This window comes from Ruegeria sp. ABD4_443 (assembly GCF_056160865.1).
Genome location: NZ_JBSWYA010000002.1, coordinates 319,736 through 336,024 on the forward strand (window position 1 = coordinate 319,736; position 16,289 = coordinate 336,024).

General features: G+C 59.7%; 16 protein-coding genes and 1 tRNA gene. 11 read left to right on the top strand and 6 right to left on the bottom strand.

The features are described 5' to 3' along the window. Positions 1–359 precede the first annotated feature (359 nt). The 3 genes from terL to ACXAG8_RS05695 all read right to left on the bottom strand — a co-directional run bounded on the left by terL (position 360) and on the right by ACXAG8_RS05695 (position 3,643). Positions 360–1,757, bottom strand: a complete 1,398-nt coding sequence (terL, locus tag ACXAG8_RS05685) for a phage terminase large subunit (RefSeq protein WP_475222789.1) — start codon at positions 1,755–1,757, stop codon at positions 360–362. A 67-nt stretch (positions 1,758–1,824) separates the two neighbouring features. Further along, positions 1,825–2,256: a DUF5681 domain-containing protein gene (locus ACXAG8_RS05690; protein ID WP_475222790.1), complete on the bottom strand. Its 432-nt coding sequence runs from the start codon at positions 2,254–2,256 to the stop codon at positions 1,825–1,827. Continuing rightward, complete coding sequence (locus tag ACXAG8_RS05695) at positions 2,249–3,643, bottom strand: site-specific DNA-methyltransferase (RefSeq protein ID WP_475222791.1); 1,395 nt, start codon at positions 3,641–3,643, stop codon at positions 2,249–2,251. The genes ACXAG8_RS05690 and ACXAG8_RS05695 overlap by 8 nt, the downstream gene beginning before the upstream one ends. 447 nt (positions 3,644–4,090) lie before the next feature. Here ACXAG8_RS05695 and ACXAG8_RS05700 point away from each other — a divergent pair, with 447 nt between their 5' ends. From ACXAG8_RS05700 to ACXAG8_RS05710, 3 genes are read left to right on the top strand one after another with little or no spacing between them, the layout of a single operon-like run. Next, on the top strand, positions 4,091–4,321 hold the full coding sequence (locus ACXAG8_RS05700) for a DUF3489 domain-containing protein (RefSeq protein ID WP_475222792.1): 231 nt from the start codon (positions 4,091–4,093) through the stop codon (positions 4,319–4,321). After that, positions 4,318–4,734, top strand: a complete 417-nt coding sequence (locus ACXAG8_RS05705) for a DUF2924 domain-containing protein (protein WP_475222793.1) — start codon at positions 4,318–4,320, stop codon at positions 4,732–4,734. Before ACXAG8_RS05700 ends, ACXAG8_RS05705 begins: the two co-directional genes overlap by 4 nt. After that, positions 4,731–6,410: a recombinase family protein gene (locus tag ACXAG8_RS05710; protein ID WP_475222794.1), complete on the top strand. Its 1,680-nt coding sequence runs from the start codon at positions 4,731–4,733 to the stop codon at positions 6,408–6,410. The genes ACXAG8_RS05705 and ACXAG8_RS05710 overlap by 4 nt, the downstream gene beginning before the upstream one ends. Positions 6,411–6,785: 375 nt before the next feature. Here ACXAG8_RS05710 and ACXAG8_RS05715 read toward each other — a convergent pair. Then, positions 6,786–6,875 (bottom strand) — tRNA-Ser (locus ACXAG8_RS05715). A 201-nt stretch (positions 6,876–7,076) separates the two neighbouring features. Here ACXAG8_RS05715 and ACXAG8_RS05720 point away from each other — a divergent pair. The 8 genes from ACXAG8_RS05720 (at position 7,077) to ACXAG8_RS05755 (ending at position 14,582) form a co-directional block, all read left to right on the top strand. Further along, the gene (locus ACXAG8_RS05720; protein WP_475222795.1) at positions 7,077–8,273 is read left to right on the top strand and encodes an SPOR domain-containing protein; all 1,197 of its coding nucleotides are present in this window, start codon (positions 7,077–7,079) and stop codon (positions 8,271–8,273) included. Positions 8,274–8,287: 14 nt separating this feature from the next. Continuing rightward, positions 8,288–9,454, top strand: coding sequence for a D-alanyl-D-alanine carboxypeptidase family protein (locus ACXAG8_RS05725; RefSeq protein WP_475222796.1), 1,167 nt, complete (start codon positions 8,288–8,290; stop codon positions 9,452–9,454). Continuing rightward, positions 9,451–10,077, top strand: coding sequence for a dTMP kinase (tmk, locus tag ACXAG8_RS05730; RefSeq protein ID WP_475222797.1), 627 nt, complete (start codon positions 9,451–9,453; stop codon positions 10,075–10,077). Before ACXAG8_RS05725 ends, tmk begins: the two co-directional genes overlap by 4 nt. Before the next feature lie 6 nt (positions 10,078–10,083). Next, entirely contained in the window at positions 10,084–11,205 is a 1,122-nt protein-coding gene (locus ACXAG8_RS05735) for a DNA polymerase III subunit delta' (protein ID WP_475222798.1), read from the top strand. Further along, complete coding sequence (locus ACXAG8_RS05740) at positions 11,202–12,017, top strand: TatD family hydrolase (RefSeq protein WP_475222799.1); 816 nt, start codon at positions 11,202–11,204, stop codon at positions 12,015–12,017. The genes ACXAG8_RS05735 and ACXAG8_RS05740 overlap by 4 nt, the downstream gene beginning before the upstream one ends. Further along, positions 12,014–12,811: an MBL fold metallo-hydrolase gene (locus ACXAG8_RS05745; RefSeq protein ID WP_475222800.1), complete on the top strand. Its 798-nt coding sequence runs from the start codon at positions 12,014–12,016 to the stop codon at positions 12,809–12,811. The genes ACXAG8_RS05740 and ACXAG8_RS05745 overlap by 4 nt, the downstream gene beginning before the upstream one ends. Positions 12,812–12,882: 71 nt before the next feature. Next, entirely contained in the window at positions 12,883–13,815 is a 933-nt protein-coding gene (locus tag ACXAG8_RS05750; protein ID WP_475222801.1) for an AEC family transporter, read from the top strand. A 71-nt stretch (positions 13,816–13,886) separates the two neighbouring features. Beyond that, the gene (locus tag ACXAG8_RS05755; protein ID WP_475222802.1) at positions 13,887–14,582 is read left to right on the top strand and encodes a CbiX/SirB N-terminal domain-containing protein; all 696 of its coding nucleotides are present in this window, start codon (positions 13,887–13,889) and stop codon (positions 14,580–14,582) included. A 37-nt stretch (positions 14,583–14,619) separates the two neighbouring features. On the opposite strand, the gene ACXAG8_RS05760 is transcribed toward ACXAG8_RS05755, so the two are convergent. Together ACXAG8_RS05760 and ACXAG8_RS05765 are read right to left on the bottom strand one after the other, a co-directional pair. Beyond that, entirely contained in the window at positions 14,620–15,612 is a 993-nt protein-coding gene (locus ACXAG8_RS05760; RefSeq protein ID WP_475222803.1) for a diguanylate cyclase domain-containing protein, read from the bottom strand. Further along, a complete protein-coding gene (locus tag ACXAG8_RS05765; protein ID WP_475222804.1) occupies positions 15,609–16,196 on the bottom strand; it encodes a heme NO-binding domain-containing protein in 588 nt (195 codons plus the stop codon). Before ACXAG8_RS05765 ends, ACXAG8_RS05760 begins: the two co-directional genes overlap by 4 nt. Positions 16,197–16,289 lie beyond the last annotated feature (93 nt).

Here is a 16,289-nt window from a genome sequence, read left to right on the forward strand (position 1 = left end):
GCATCTATCAGTCGCGCCGAAGAGCACGTGGTGTGCAGATTTTCTTGCACTTGCCAAAGTCGGTTCCGTCCCGCAACCTGTGAACCTGCTGCTTTAAAATTGCCGCGCTGAGGGCGAATGGCCGGAAACGACGCCGCACCGCATCGTGGAAATTTACGCTTGCGCAGAAAACTTGGTGCTGCGAGCGCACGCAGCGAGAATATCCAAATCACAGGATGGGCTCGAAGCAGTCATCCGACAGCTTTAGTCAAAGGACTGTTTTGCGGATGCAAGCGGTCATTGGGGCCGCTTGCGGGATAGATAGAGGTGACCAACTTTGAAGCAGGGCTCGATGCGTCTTAAAGCTCAACTCCGAGATTCTACCGTCGCCTGACCCTCTCTCGATTACGCTCCCGACGTTCGATGTTGATCCGGTGGTCGCGGCCCAATGCCCGGTAGAAGCCCGGTCCCTTGGACCAGTTTAGAAAGTGGGCAAAGCTGTCGACCTGATCGTCGTTTCGCCCGCGTGGAAAGGACTGCAGTTCCCGTTTGAACGCTGTCAGCCAGGGCGCGTTTGCAGGCAGATAAACCTTGCCCTCTTCGACAGGACCGCAAGCGGACTGGAACCGTGTTTCCTTGTCCTTGTCGGGTTTAATGGGTTCATAGCGCCGACGGTCATCACGAAACAACTCGTCCAAAAGAGGTTTGCCTGAGGCCGCATCTTCGATCAGGACACGATCGGGATCCCAACGGCCGACAAGTTGCAGTGCCTTGGCTTTCAGGTCTGGGTAGTCCACCTGCCCACGCCAGACGTCGAGAAGGTACCACGCGTTTTCGCGGAACCCCCAAGTTGTGCAGACCGAGAAGTCGGACCGGGGGTCCGCAGACATCCCCGTATCCCAGCTTTGAACGACAAGCTGATACCAGCGGCGATCTTCGATGGTCTCGTAGGTGCCAAACCACTCCCAGCGCAAGGGCGACCCGTCGGGAGCAATGGGGTTCTGCTGATACTGGCAATTGAACACGGCCGCGCCCATTTCGCGACGCTTGGTATCCAGCGTTTGCTGATCCAAACGGGACGGGCACAGGAGATCACCCGGTTTGCGGCGCATGACCCTTCCACGCCCAAGAGGAACCACCTCATGGTCTTCGGCGATGGCAGGCAGATTCAGATGCCGATAGGTCCCGCGTTCGAGCAGATAACCCGGCGGATCCATTTCGTGCAACCGTTGCGCAACCATAACCACACGCCCTTCGGCCGGATTGTCGAAGCGCGACAACAAGGTCCCCTCAATGAACTCCTGCGCCTTGACCAGCTCGGCTTCGGAGCCGGCATCTCCGGCTTTCAGCAGGTCATCGATGATGATGTAGTCCGCGCCATGACCGGTGACAGAACTTCCAATGGAGACAGCCTTACGGCTGCCTCCCTTTGTGGTGCGGATTTCTTCTGAGGTGTTGCCCTTTTTAGCCAAGACCGTTTCAGGGAACATTTCCCGGTACCAGCGCGCAGACATGATCCGACGACAATCTTCGGAATGTTTGCGCGCCAAATCCAACCCATAGCTGGCAACGATGATCTTGGCGCTGGGGTTATGACCGAGAAGATAAGCGACATATGCAACGGCCACGGTGACCGATTTCAGGCACCGGGGCGGGATGTTGATGATCAGTCGCTTGTTTTCGCCTCGACGGACATTGTCCAACTCATGGCACATGGCCCGCACATGCCAGGCCGGATCAAAGCTGCGGTCAGTTCCCTGGTGCAGCGTGCCAAACACACGCCAAACGAAGGGAAAGAAATTGTCCCGGCAAACCTCGCGAGCGACCTGCCGGACCATTTTGGGATCAGGAGTCGTCATCTTCCGCCTCCTCGTTTTCCGGACCGCCGTCACCGTCCAGTTGGCTGGAAAAGAACTCCCGGAGGATGTCGTAGTCGACAGCGTCCGGCTCAACCGTACGGACGCTTTCTTGCGCGTCCAATTCACTTGCGTTGAACAGATCTGTGTCCAGTTTAAGCAGCGCAATCAACAATTTCGTGTCGCCCTTCAACGCGCCTGCCGTGAACCGCTTGGCAATTGCCTCAGCCTTGGAAATCCGGATTTCGTGGCTGCCTTCGCGAACCGTAATCTTGGTTTCCAATTCGCGTTTCAAGCTGGCATTCACCCCTTTGGCACCTTTCGGCCGCCCTTTCGGATTGCCAGAGCGGCCTTTCTTGAACCGGGTCGCTTTGGGCGGCTTGCCGTAACCCACCTTGTAGTCTTTCGTATCGTCAGACATGATCCGCCTCCAGCTCTGAAGTGGCATCGGTTGACGCAGAACGCGCATCGAACGTCTGGCCTTTCACCGCGTGCACGGCGCTCTCGCCAGTCATCTCCTGCCAACGCCGAATGGCGACATCGACATAAGCCGGGTCGAGCTCAATCAGCCGCGCCCGGCGCCCGGTTTTCTCAGCTGCCAGCAAGGTCGCGCCAGACCCGCCAAAGGCGTCCAGCACGACATCGCCGCGGTGGCTCACATCCATGATGGCATCCGCCACCAAAGCTGTCGGTTTCACGGTGGGATGATCTGAGAGGTCCGCCTCGCGCCCCGCCCCAAAGCTGTTCACACCGGCGTAATCCCAGACGTTGGTCCGGTTGCGCCCGTGTTTGCCCAATTCGACATTATTGATATGCGGCGCACCGGGCTTCTTGAAGATGCAAACCAGCTCGTGCTTGGAGCGATAAAGGCTGCCCATGCCTCCGTTCGTCTTATTCCAGACGCAGAGATTGATGAGATCCAATCCAGCTGCCTTGCCCACCGCAATCAGTTCTTCGATGTGACGCCAGTCCATGCAGATCATCGCAATGCCTCCGTCGGGCAGAATGACGAGCAAACGAGCAATCACGTCTGTGAGAAAGTTGCGGAACTCGCTGTCCGACATTTCTCCCGACGCCATGCCAAACTCGCGGTGATCGGAACTGCCACCACAGCGGACATGCCCATTGACCGGCACGTTATAAGGAGGATCGGTGAAGATCATCTGCGGGCGCTCGCCTTCCAGCAAGGTGTCGTAGCTCTGGGCTTGAAGGGCATCCCCGCAGAAGATGCGATGATCTCCGAGAACCCAGAGGTCGCCCGGCTCCGTGACTACGGGTGCCGCAGGGTCCGGCGTCTCAACAGTTTCCGCTACAGATTCCGTCACCTCACCGACGCTGTCGATAATGATGTCGATCTCCGGTGTTTCGAACCCTGTGATGTCCAGATCAAAGTTCAACTCGCCATCAAGGCTGAGATCCATCAGCTCGGCAAACTCAATCTGAAGGGCCGCTTCGTTCCAGTCGGACAATTCCGCCAGCTTGTTGTCCGCAATGCGCAGAGCGCGCACTTCCGCTTCTGACAAGTGATCCGCGACAACAGTCGGTACGGAATTCAACCCCAGGGCCTTAGCGGCCTCATAGCGGCCATGACCCGCGATGATGGTACCTTCAGCATCCACGAGGATCGGAGTGACAAAGCCAAACTGGGCCACCGATGCCTTAAGCTTGTCGATATTCGTGGCCGCGTGTACGCGGTTGTTGTTGGCGTAGGGCTTGATCTGGCTGATCTGGGATTGGATCACTTTTTCGGCCATCCAGATAAGCGTATTGGACGCCAGACCGTCGCTCTGTGTGTTTTTGTCAGGCATAACCGCCTCCTTTTGCGTGACGCCGCGCGGACGTCGAGATGGAGGGATCGCGTTGGAAAATCGGAGAGAGCACAAATCGCAACTCCCCGGACCAATCGATCCGAGACGTTGCTCCTTTGAATGCTCTCTGCGGAAACCTGTGTTTCCAATGAGTGCTGCCTGCGGGAGCAGTTTCCCGCCCTGATAGTCCGGGCGATTGGGTTAAATGTAGGTGCCATCATTACAAGACACAACCCCCAAGCAAAAAGTAACCAATTAAGATTGTTGACGAATAATCGGGGGTACGGCAGCGTCGCACTTCAAAACACACGCCTCCAGTAATCGTTTCAGAAAGAGCTGGACTGTTGCCGTCAACCACGCATCACTGAACCTACGCCCGAGCCATTCGGGCGCTCCTCGGTACCGGGGTTCGGCATCTCGCTGACCCAAGATCAGAGGAGACAGTTAATGTCCAAACGGAAGCAAACCAAAATTGACAAGGTTCAAGCTTTGTTGCGTCGCCGGAGCGGCGCCAGCCTTGAGGCGCTCTGCAAAGCAACGGGGTGGCAGCCTCATTCGGTCAGAGCGGCTCTAAGCGGCCTGCGAAAAAAAGGCGTCACAATTGAAAGGCGGACATCCGACAAACCAGATGGTTCATCCACCTATCACCTGACGGTGGGAACAGGAGAAGAGTCATGACCAAGACTAGCGATGTTGCCGATCTGGCCGCCATGGGACGATCGGATCTGGTCACGCTTTGGCAGCAACTGTTTGATCAACCAGCCCCCGCCATGCTCAGCCAACCCTTCCTGCGCCGCTTTATCGCCTTTGAGATGCAGTCCCGCTGTCATGGCAGGCTACCCCGGCAAGTCAAAGCCACGCTGGAAAAGGGCTCTGGGAAGAAACCCCGGCCTACATGCCCTGCCCTAAAACCCGGTGGGCGCCTGCTGCGTGAGTGGAATGGCGTGACACATGTAGTCGACGCCACAGAGGACGGCTTCACTTGGAACGGTCGGTCCTATCGCTCACTCTCGGCCATCGCCCGAAAAATTACCGGCGCGCATTGGTCAGGGCCGCGTTTCTTCGGGCTCTCCGGAAAGATCGCCAAATGAGCCCGCGCCGTAAAATCCGATGCGCCATCTATACGCGCAAGTCGTCAGAGGATGGGTTGGACCAGGACTTCAATTCACTAGATGCGCAATATGAAGCCTGCGCGGCCTATGTCGCCAGCCAGCGACATGAAGGCTGGACCCTACTGCCCGGGCGCTACGATGACGGTGGCCTGTCCGGCGGCACACTCGAACGCCCTGCCCTTCAGCGCCTTCTTGAAGAGATCGATGCCGGGCGTATTGACATGGTGGTGGTTTACAAGATTGACCGGCTGACCCGGTCGCTTGCTGACTTCTCCAAGCTGGTCGAACGGCTGGAACAGGCAAACTGTTCCTTTGTTTCGGTTACACAGGCCTTCAATACTTCTTCATCCATGGGTCGGTTGACCCTGAATGTGCTGTTGTCCTTTGCTCAGTTTGAACGGGAAGTTACCGCCGAACGTACTCGCGACAAGATTGCAGCATCTAAGAAAAAGGGGCTTTGGATGGGTGGCAACCTGCCTCTCGGCTATGACCGCCACCCCGATCCAAAAGCAAGAACGCTGGTGGTAAATGAAGAGGAGGCCAGAACGGTCCGGCATCTCTTTGGGCTCTATGACGAGTTGGGTTGTCTGCGCAAAGTAGAAGAACGGGCAATAGCAGAAGACCTACGGTCAAAACGGGCTGTTCGCGCGGATGGCAGCATGAACGGGGATTGTCCGCTGTCACGCGGTCAGATCTATTACTTGCTGCGCAACCCGGTTTATCTCGGCAAAATCCGCCACAAGGACAAGATCTGGGATGGACAACATCCCGCGATCATCGACCAGGACGTCTGGGACCGGGTACAGGAGAAAATGCGCCAAGCGTCGCAGCGATCTCGTGCAGACGCTTCACCTGATGCGCGCCAACGTACCAATGACCCCGGCGCCTGGCTCACAGGTCTGCTACAGGACGAAACAGGTGATCGGTTGACGCCGACCCACACCACGCGCAAAGGCCGACGGTTGCGCTACTATGTCTCCAACAGACTGATCTCGGGGGGAAAGGATATCTCCGGCTGGCGACTGCCTGGCCCGACGCTGGAAAACGTGGTCATTGATGTCATAGTCAGACATCTGCAAGAGGCCGCCGCCGCGCACCAGGTACTGGCGCAGCCGGAGGCCGGGTCAACGGAGGCAGTTCAGACTTCAGTTGCGAATTTGGTAACCCGGCTTCAACATCAAGGCGGTCAGGTCGGCGCTGCTCTTCTGGCCAAAGGCAAAATTGCACGAGGACAGATTGACCTCGAATTGAACCCCAAAACTCTGGCAAGCGCACTCGGCATTGCTGCGGACCATCTGCACCCGGATCTCACCCACGTCACCGCATCTTTCGATCTGCGCCGCCGCGGCGTCGAGGCCAAGGTCATCGCTGGAGACATTGCACGCCAACCCGATCCCCATCTCCGGTCCATGTTGATCCGCGCCCATGGCTGGGCGCGCGATCTAAGAGCCGGAGTTCAACTGATGGAGATTGCACGCCGTGAAAGCGTCCCCGGCGCCTTCATCCGCACCCGCGCCCAGCTCGCCTTTCTCTCCCCGAAGATTCAGGCTGCGATTCTCGACGGCACACAGCCGCCCGAACTCACACTCAAGCGTCTGGTCAGCGTGACTCACCCTCTAGACTGGTCCGAACAGGAGCGCCTGTTCGGCTTCTGACATCTCCAAGTCCTGCGTCCCTGATACAAGGCTCGCGCTACCTGATCCGTCGGCACAATTCCCTGTTCCTGCGAGAAAATTCCCTGTTCCACTGTTTAGGGAATTTGCAACCTAAGCTATTGGAAAAAATAGAGTTGTGACATCTGAAATCCCGGGTTCCAGACTTGTTTTGCAGAAATTCCCTGTAAATTGCCGGGTATCAGGGAAATCCAGCCCAAAGCGACCCCGCCAAAATGCGGCACTGAGACTTGGGCCTGAATTGCGCTCTGAGTGTACGGTCTGCTTCGTCTCTGATTGAAAGCGCATGCGCCAACTCGCGGGAATTGCGGCACAATTCCGGGTCAGAAAACACAACTGAAGTGAGACAGGTATGAGTGGCGGGGAGACAGGGATTCGAACCCTGGGGACGCTCTCACGCCCAACGGTTTTCAAGACCGCCGCATTCGACCACTCTGCCACCTCCCCGCTGCGGGCAGGGTCTAAGGCCAAGTCGAAACGGTGGCAAGTCAAAAGGGGAATTATTGCCGAAGCGAAACCAGCGGTCTTTCCATGCTCAGGCGCCCGCGTTATGATCTGAACGCAAGGCTGCCAGGGATCGGCAAAAGAACCGAACGACAGGCGGCCGGGGTCCGGGTCAAGAGACCCCTTCAGGCAAGGGATGACACGATGAAGCGAGCGACTGGGACACGCTTTGAACCGCAGCGGCTGTTGGTTCTGGCAGTGGCTTTGGCAGCATTGGCAAGTTGCGACGAGGCCTTGATTTCAGGGGAGGCCGCGAAAGAAAAAGCCCCTGCCGAGGCGCAGGACACCGAGGGCGCGACCGAGCTGTTTCCTGACGTGGCAAACGGATCGCAGCGCGATGTCGAGGCGCCGGATGTTTTTGATGTCACCGAAGCCGGGCTTTGGGATGGGCGACCGTCCCTTGGCGGCATCTGGGTGGCCCATCCCGATGCCAAGCAACCCGAACGTGTCCTGATCAAGAACGCAGCCAACAACAAATCCGTCACCGGCGCGCTTTTCCGCCGGGAGCGCGACCTGCCCGGCCCGGCCTTGCAGGTCTCGTCATCGGCGGCCGAACAACTGGGCATGCTGGCCGGATCACCGGCGCGGTTGCAGGTCGTGGCGCTGCGGCGTGAACAGGTCAAGGCGCCGCCGCCCGTGGCCGCCGACCCCGACGCAACCGCTGCATCCGATGCATCCGATGCGCCTGAAACAGCAGGCGCCGAGGCCGATCCGGCAGCCGAAACCGCGCAGGAAACCACCCAGGCCCCGGCCAAGCGGAAGTGGTGGCAGAAGAAAAATCCGGAAAACACGGGCGCTGCTGCGGCTGGCGCTGCTGCAGCCGGTGCCGCTGCTGCGGGTGCTTCGGCAGCCGATGACAGCGCAGCGGCCGCAACCCAAAGCGCGCCCAGCCCCTCGGGCCAATCCAGCCCCCTTGCTGACCCCACAGTCACGCCGCCGGCTGAAAAACCAGCCAAGAAAAAGTGGTGGCAAAAGAAAAAGCCCGAAGAAATCACCGAAACACCGCTGGACCCGATCGAAAGCGCCGCCGCGGCGATCGAAACGGCCGAGCCGACCGCCGCCGAGGTCGCCGCAGGCGCCGCTGCTGCGGCCCCGGCCGCGTCTTCATTGACCAAGCCCTATATCCAGATCGGGACGTTCAGCGTCGAGGCGAACGCCAACAGTGCCGCCGACAAGCTGCGCAAAAACGGCATGGCCGCCGATGTTCTCAGCGCCAAAAGCGGCGACAAGAACGTCTGGCGCGTTGTCGTGGGCCCCGCCACCACCCGCGCCGACCGCAAGGCGCTTTTGCAAGACGTGAAGGACCTCGGGTTCCAGGACGCCTTTACCGCAAGTAACTGAAAAGGAGGCTGACGATGCTGTCCTCTCTGCGCTCAACAGTCTTGGCCATCGGAATGGCCGCCATGGCGCTGCCCGCGCAAGCCTATGATACGACGGCCCGCGCGGCCTATGTCATTGACCAACAGACCGGGACTGTCTTGCTGTCCAAAGACGCAGACCAGCCACTGCCGCCGGCGTCGATGTCAAAGCTCATGACCCTGTACGTCGCCTTCGAGGCCCTGCGCGACGGTCGCCTGACGCTGGATGAAACGCTGCCCGTTTCGCAACACGCCATGAGCTATGGCGGCTCGACCATGTTTCTCAACACACAGGATCGCGTCCGGGTCGAAGACCTGTTGCGCGGCATTATCGTTCTGTCCGGAAATGACGCCTGCGTGGTGATCGCCGAGGCGCTCAGCCCGGATGGAACCGAGGCCGGTTTTGCCCGTTTCATGACCCAGCGCGCCAAGCAGATGGGGATGGACAATTCGAATTTTGCAAATTCGAACGGATGGCCGGCGGCCGGGCACATGATGTCGGTGCATGACCTGGCGATCCTGGCCGACAACCTGATCACCGACTTCCCCGAATACTACCCCCTGTTCGCCGAGGAAGAGTTTGAATTCGACGGGCGTGCGCCGTCCAATGCCCGCAACAGAAACCCCCTGCTGCGGCTTGATATCGGGGCGGATGGGTTGAAGACCGGACATACGAACGAGGCCGGATATGGCCTTGTCGGATCGGCCAAGCAGGGTGATCGCCGCGTGATCTTTGTTCTGTCTGGCCTCGACAGCACGGCCCGCCGCGCAGAGGAGGCCGAGGCCGTCGTTAACTGGTCGTTTCGAAATTTTGTCGAGAGGACAGTTGCCACAGCCGAAACGCCGATAGCCCAAGCCAAACTGTGGATGGGCGCGCAAAAGACGGTCGGATTGGTTCCGCAAGACGACCTGAGCGTCTTGTTCCCGGTCCTGTCAGATGACGCCGTCGAAGCCGAGGTTGTCTATGAAGGCCCGATCAACGCGCCGGTTTCCAAAGGGCAGCAATTGGCGGAACTGGTTATCAAACCCGAAGGTCTGCCGGAAATCCGACGCCCGCTGGTGGCTGCCGAAGATGTCCCGCTGGGCGGCTTTGTCGTGCGCATGATGACCGTGGGCGGCATCGTCCTGAAAGACGTGATCAATACCCCGCTGGAGTCGATGTGACCGAGGGCGGAGTGTTTCTGACCTTTGAGGGGATTGATGGTTCGGGCAAGTCCACTCAGGCCCGCCTGCTGGCCGAAAACCTGCGACGCACGGGCCGGGACGTGATCCTGACCCGCGAACCCGGCGGCTCGCCGGGGGCCGAGGAAATCCGCAGCCTGGTGTTGGAAGGCGATCCTGACAGATGGTCGGCTGAAACCGAGATTCTGTTGTTCACCGCCGCGCGCCGCGACCACCTGGAACGCACGATCGAACCGGCCCTTGCGGCGGGCAAAATCGTGATCTGCGACCGGTTTGCCGACAGCACCCGCATGTATCAGGGCCTGTCACGGGGGGATCTGCGCAAAGTCGTGGACCAATTGCACGACCTGATGATCGGTCGGGACCCCGATCTGACGCTGTTGATCGACATGGACCCTGAAACCGGGCTGTCACGGGCCAAGGGGCGTCAGGGAACCGAAGAACGGTTCGAGGATTTTGGCCTGGACCTGCAGCGCAAGATGCGGGCGGGTTTTCTGTCGCTGGCCAATGACTACCGCGACAGGTTCAGGGTCGTGGATGGAAATCGCGACATGGACAGTGTCGCACGGGATGTGACAAACATTGTCATGCAGTCCTTGCGGTAATTAAACATGAGCGATGACCTTCCAGCCCCGGATCAGGCGCCCGGCGCGCCGCACCCGCGCGAGACCGAAACACTGTTTGGACAGGACGCGGCCCAAGAGGCATTTCTGACGGCCTATAACTCGGACCGGTTGCACCACGGATGGCTGCTGACCGGGCCGCGCGGCGTGGGAAAGGCCACCCTGGCCTGGCGGATCGCCCGGTTCCTGCTGGCAACACCGCCAGCTGATGACGGCGGCCTGTTCGGGGCTGGGCCGCGGCCGGACTCGCTGGAAATCGCGCCGGATCACCCGGTGGTTCACCGCATGCTGGCCGGGGCCGAACCCGGCCTTGCCACGATCACCCGGTCGCCAAACGACAAGGGCAAGATGCGGGGCGAAATCGTGGTGGATGATATCCGCAAACTGGGCAGCTTTTTTGGCCTGTCCGCGGCAGATGGCGGACGGCGGGTCGTGATCGTGGATAGCGCCGACGAGATGAACCCCAGCGCCGCCAACGCCCTGCTGAAGATGCTGGAGGAACCGCCCGCACGCACCACCCTTTTGCTGGTGTCGCATCAACCCTCGCGGTTGCTTCCGACGATCCGTTCGCGGTGTCGCACATTGCGCCTGTCGCCCTTGGCAAGCAGCGACCTGCGTGCGGCCCTGGAACAAGCCGGAACCGATATGCCCGAGCAATCAGAGCAGCTGGCGGCGCTGGCGGCGGGCTCGGTCGGGGATGCGGTCAGGCTGATCAATCTTGGCGGGCTTGAAATCTATGCCGAACTGATTGCCATTCTTGGCACCCTGCCCCGCCTTGATCGTCAACGCGCCTTGGCCCTGTCGCAATCCGCCGCCCAACGCGGCAGCGCAGAGCGGTTCGACCTGATGCTGAACCTCGTGGACATCGCCCTGGCGCGTCTTGCGCTGACAGGGGCAGCGGGACATCCGCCCAGCCCCCAGGCCGCCCCGAACGAGGCGGAAATCCTGTCCCGGCTGTCCGGCTCGCCCCATCAGGCGCGTTTGTGGGCCGAGGCATCCGCCTTGATCACGGCCCGCGCGCGCCACGGGCAGGCCGTGAACCTTGACCCTGCTGCGCTGGTCCTAGATACGGTATTCAAGATACAGGAAACCGCCGGTCAAAGCAGATGAGCGACAGCACGATCACCCCGGAAATCACCGACAGCCATTGCCATCTGGATTTCCCGGATTTTGACGGACAGTTGGACGACGTCATCGCCCGCGCGGCACAGGCGGGCGTGACCCGCATGGTCACCATCTGCACCCGATTGCGGAACGAACCCGACGTGCGGGCCATCGCCGAAGCCCATGACCAGGTATTCTATGCCGCAGGCACCCACCCGATGAGCGCCGCAGAAGAACCGATGGCAACCGTGGACGAGCTGGTCCGGCTGGCCGCGCATCCCAAATTTGTCGGCATCGGCGAAACCGGTCTGGATTACCACTACACCGCCGACAGCGCCGAGGTTCAGAAACAGTCGCTTCGCGTTCATATCGAAGCCGCCCAGCGCACCGGTCTGCCACTGATCATTCATGCAAGATCGGCGGACGATGACGTCGCCCAAATCCTGACCCAAGAGCATCAGAACGCCAAGTTTTCCTGCGTAATGCATTGTTTTTCCTCGTCGGCGCAGCTTGCGCATGCCGCGCTGGATCTTGGGTTTTACCTGTCGATGTCCGGCATCGCAGCCTTTCCCAAAAGCCAGGAGTTGCGCGACATTTTTGCGAGCGCGCCGCTGGATCGGATCCTGGTTGAAACCGACGCGCCTTACCTGGCGCCGCCCCCGCATCGCGGAAAGCGCAATGAGCCAGCTTTTACCGCGCATACCGCCCGCAAAGGCGCCGAAGTGTATGGCGTGGATTACGCCGAATTCGCGGCCCGGACGCAGGCCAATTTTGAACGGTTGTTTACCAAGGCCGCCGAATACCGGGCGGCTGCATGAGCGATCTGCGGTTCACGATCCTGGGCTGTGGGTCATCCGGCGGCGTGCCGCGGCTGGGTGGCCACTGGGGCGATTGCGACCCGGATAATCCGCGCAACACGCGCCGCCGCTGTTCGATGCTGGTTGAACGGGACGGCCCCGAGGGCACGACCTCCGTTCTGATCGACACAACCCCCGATATGCGCAGCCAGTTGCTGGACAGCGGAACCGGGCGCCTGGACGGTGTGGTCTACACCCACTCGCACGCGGACCATATGCATGGAATCGACGACCTGCGAATGATCGTGTTCAACATGCGCGCACGGGTTCCCGTCTGGGCGGATGGCGATACGCAAAACGCGCTGCTGGGGCGTTTCGGTTACGCGTTCATCCAACCCGAAGGCTCACCCTATCCGCCCATTCTGGACCTGAAATCCATCGACGGCCCGTTCAAAGTGGACGGCCCCGGCGGGCCAATCCCGTTTCAACCTTTCAAGGTCAATCACGGTTCGATCGATTCCCTTGGGTTTCGTATGAATGATCTGGTCTACCTGCCGGATGTGGCGGACATCTATGACGATGCCTGGCCATTTCTTGAAAACCTCGACTGCCTGGTGATCGACGCACTGCGCCGCTCACCGCATCCGACCCATGCGCATCTGGACAAAACGCTGGGCTGGATCGAACGGCTAAGGCCACGGCGCGCGGTGCTGACCAACATGCATATCGATCTCGACTACGCGACCGTAGATGCGGAAACACCCGACAATGTCACACCGGCCTATGACGGCATGGTCATCGGGCAAACCATATAGGTGGTACTGATGCCCGCACCCCGAACGCTGCGCCCTTTGCGGCCAGAACAGCACCAGATCCGGGGGGCAAAATGCTTCAAAACCTGATTGATGTCGTTCTTCCGGTCTTTCTGGTTATTGGCGCGGGATATATTTCGACGCGGCTTGGGTACTTCAAGGAAGCCCATATCGACGGGTTGATGAAATTCACCCAAGGCTTTGCAATTCCTTGCCTTTTGTTCCTGGCCATTGCCCATCTTGACCTGAGCGCAAGCTTTGACCCGCGATTGATCGGCAGTTTCTATACCGCGGCAGGCTTGTGTTTCATTGCCGGGGTGTTCGGCGCGCGGCTGATATTCAAACGCGATTGGGAGGACTGCGTCGCCATCGGGTTTTGCTGTTTGTTCTCCAACTCGGTCCTGCTGGGCCTGCCGATAACCGAGCGCGCCTATGGCCCGGAAAACCTTACCGGCAACTACGCGATCATCGCCTTTCACTCTCCGTTTTGTTACGGCATCGGCATCACCGTGATGGAGGTGATCCGCAACCGGGGCAATGGCAGCGCGCATATGGCCAGGTCGGTCCTTTCGGCCATGTTCAAAAACGCACTGATCCTAGGCATCGCACTAGGGTTCCTGGTCAACCTTTCAGGCATAAAGATCCCCGCCGTTGCGGACGAAGCGCTGGGGCTGGTGACACGCGCGGCGCTGCCGGGCGCGTTGTTCGCCCTGGGCGGAGTGTTGGTCAAATACAGGCCCGAAGGCGATCTGCGCGCCATCGGGTTCGTGTGCTGCGTATCGCTGGTCCTGCATCCAAGCCTGGTTTGGACATTTGGAAAATTCACGGCCCTGCCGCAGGACCTGTTCCGCTCGGGCGTGTTGAACGCGGCCATGGCGCCGGGTTTCAATGCCTATATCTTTGCCAACATGTATGGCCGGGCGAAACGCGTCGCGGCCTCGTCCGTCCTGATTGGAACGGCAGTCTCGATCCTGAGCGTCTGGATGTGGTTGACCTTGCTGGGCTAGGCAGCGCCTCGCGCGCATTGACATTGCGCCACAACGGCGCATCTATCGCTTGATAAACCAAGGGAAAAGCCATGCCCCAGGCCATTATCGTTGCCCATGGTCAGCCGTCTGACCCCCACCCGGCCGAAGCCGCGCTGGCCGCTTATGCCGCGCGTGTGAATGCGTTGTGTGATCGGGTAACAGTCGGTTCCGCAACCCTGGCCGCGCCCGGCAAGTTCGAGGCGGCATTGGACAGGTTGCAGGAAAACAGCGTGATCTACCCCCTTTTCATGGCAAAGGGATGGTTCACCACCAGCGCCCTGCCCAAGCGCATCGGCGCGCGCCCCGTCCGAGTTCTTGACCCGCTGGGCACAGACCCCAAGCTGCCCGAACTGGTTGCCCAAAGTGTCCAAAGCCAGATTGCCGATCTGGGCTGGACGCCCGGGGAAACCGATCTGGTCCTTGCCGCGCATGGGTCTGGCCGCAGCCGGAACCCTTCGAAAGTAGCAACCGAATTCCTGTCGCAGCTATGTGCCCAATTGCCGTTCCAAAACGCCCGGGTCGGGTTTGTCGAAGAAGACCCCGGTATTGATCAAGCCGCCAGGGGGATGGGGCGGACATCTCTTTGCCTGCCGTTTTTCGCCTGCACGGGGGGACATGTTTTGATGGATGTTCCAGAGGCATTGGAACGCGCGGATTTTGCCGGCCATGTCATGCCCGTGATTGGTGAGCTGCCGGAAATCCAGGCCCGTATCGCAGCCCAGATCGACCGCGCCTTCGACGCTTAGACATTGGCCATTTGAACCGTCCGGTGACCTGCGCGGCCTAGTGCTGTGCGCCGGACAGGGCAGAATAGAAACGGTGGCCCGACCGTCCGTTGCGCTTGGCTTCGTAAAGCGCAAGGTCGGCAGCATGCAGAATTTCGGCGGCTTTCGGGCTTTGGAATTGCGTGGAAAGCGCGGTGCCCAGGCTGGCTGAAATGCGGCACGGGTTCCCTTCGAATTCGATCGGTTCCTGCATCCGAGCAATCAGCCTTGCGGCAATTCCGGACAGTTTGTCCCTGTCCATCAAGCCTTTGAAGATCAGGACAAACTCATCCCCGCCAACGCGCGCGACCGTGTCATCGCCACGGGTTTCTTCCAACATGATGCGGGCGGATTGTTTCAGGACGTGATCACCGGCTGCATGGCCCAGCTGATCATTGACAGATTTGAAGAAATCCAGGTCCAAGTGCATCAGCGCGAAATCGGCCTTTGACGAGATCAGATGCGACAGCAGATGTTCCAGTGCGCGCCTGTTTTTCAATCCGGTCAGCGTGTCGGTATAGGCCTGTTCTTCCGCGGCCAGCATTGCCCCCTGCAACCGAAGGTTCAGGGACCGGGACGCCTCCATCGCGGCTGATTTCGCCTCGACCAGGTACAGCAGCTCAATTGCCAGATCCGTGCCGGAAAAATCGGCGCTGGTCAGGGCGTAGTCGCGGACCGCATCCAGGATTGATATCCCAAAAGACAGGTTTACCACCGCGCCATTGTTTCCGGGCAAGGGGGCAACAAGGCCTTTCAGCGCGGTTCTGGGTTCATCGTGAAACTTCAGATGCAGCTTGGCCCCTGCCATGGACATCAACGCAGGAACTGTCGTCACGGCGCGCGGTCTCACAAGCTCGAACAGGTCCAGAAACCCGTTCCCCACCATCTGGCGATCGGGACGCAGTTTTTGCAGCGTCGGCCCGACCTGCCGGATACGCCCCCGGTCGTCCAGCAGGACGAACATAGGGCACAGGGTTTCCAGAAGGGTCGAGAATTCACCGGGATCGATCATGGCTTGCGTGCACCCAAATCAAACTGCCGCCCCTCGGAAAAGGCGCTTTCGACCAATGTGACGGATATGGACGCAACCTGTTCCTTGCAGCCTTCATGCGACAGGATAACCAAAGCGCCATAATCATCGGCCATCGCCCGCAAGATGCCGACCATGACGCTGGAATATCCCGGCAACCCCGGATGGCACAGCAGTTCATATTGGGCCGGTGAGTGTTCCTGCAATTCCAGCGCGGGCAGTTCCAGATCGGACACCGCCAACCGCACCCTGTCGGACAAATCGTCCAGGGAATGCAGAAACTCGACATAACTTACCCCGCCGAACCGAAGCAGCCGGCGCAGCCCTTCCATGTTCGGGTGTGATACAAGATATGTCCCCATATCTTCGAGAAGATCCTCCTGCGATCGGTTCAGGTCCGCGCACAGGGCATCCAGAACGCTCATGGACAGATCGCGGTCGTAGATCAGCATGGCCTCGAACTCGGAAAACCCAAGCTTGGCAACCTCGGTCGCGCGCAACCAGCATGCGCGCCCGTATGTCGCACAGACAAATGACTGTATCGCCCTGTTGATCAACCCGTGCATGACTAGCCTCGATCCACCATCATGCACATCTTCACCCGGTATCTGTTAACAAATGCCGAATTTGCTCACCTTCGACCGGTATTTGGCGCGAAA

Bases quoted from the DNA above. Each gene is read 5' to 3' on its own strand.
- ACXAG8_RS05690 (WP_475222790.1), bottom strand. From the start codon at position 2,256: ATGTCTGACGATACGAAAGACTACAAGGTGGGTTACGGCAAGCCGCCC.
- ACXAG8_RS05695 (WP_475222791.1), bottom strand. From the start codon at position 3,643: ATGCCTGACAAAAACACACAGAGCGACGGTCTGGCGTCCAATACGCTT.
- ACXAG8_RS05700 (WP_475222792.1), top strand. From the start codon at position 4,091: ATGTCCAAACGGAAGCAAACCAAAATTGACAAGGTTCAAGCTTTGTTG.
- ACXAG8_RS05705 (WP_475222793.1), top strand. From the start codon at position 4,318: ATGACCAAGACTAGCGATGTTGCCGATCTGGCCGCCATGGGACGATCG.
- ACXAG8_RS05710 (WP_475222794.1), top strand. From the start codon at position 4,731: ATGAGCCCGCGCCGTAAAATCCGATGCGCCATCTATACGCGCAAGTCG.
- ACXAG8_RS05720 (WP_475222795.1), top strand. From the start codon at position 7,077: ATGAAGCGAGCGACTGGGACACGCTTTGAACCGCAGCGGCTGTTGGTT.
- ACXAG8_RS05725 (WP_475222796.1), top strand. From the start codon at position 8,288: ATGCTGTCCTCTCTGCGCTCAACAGTCTTGGCCATCGGAATGGCCGCC.
- ACXAG8_RS05735 (WP_475222798.1), top strand. From the start codon at position 10,084: ATGAGCGATGACCTTCCAGCCCCGGATCAGGCGCCCGGCGCGCCGCAC.
- ACXAG8_RS05740 (WP_475222799.1), top strand. From the start codon at position 11,202: ATGAGCGACAGCACGATCACCCCGGAAATCACCGACAGCCATTGCCAT.
- ACXAG8_RS05745 (WP_475222800.1), top strand. From the start codon at position 12,014: ATGAGCGATCTGCGGTTCACGATCCTGGGCTGTGGGTCATCCGGCGGC.
- ACXAG8_RS05750 (WP_475222801.1), top strand. From the start codon at position 12,883: ATGCTTCAAAACCTGATTGATGTCGTTCTTCCGGTCTTTCTGGTTATT.
- ACXAG8_RS05755 (WP_475222802.1), top strand. From the start codon at position 13,887: ATGCCCCAGGCCATTATCGTTGCCCATGGTCAGCCGTCTGACCCCCAC.
- ACXAG8_RS05760 (WP_475222803.1), bottom strand. From the start codon at position 15,612: ATGATCGATCCCGGTGAATTCTCGACCCTTCTGGAAACCCTGTGCCCT.
- ACXAG8_RS05765 (WP_475222804.1), bottom strand. From the start codon at position 16,196: ATGCACGGGTTGATCAACAGGGCGATACAGTCATTTGTCTGTGCGACA.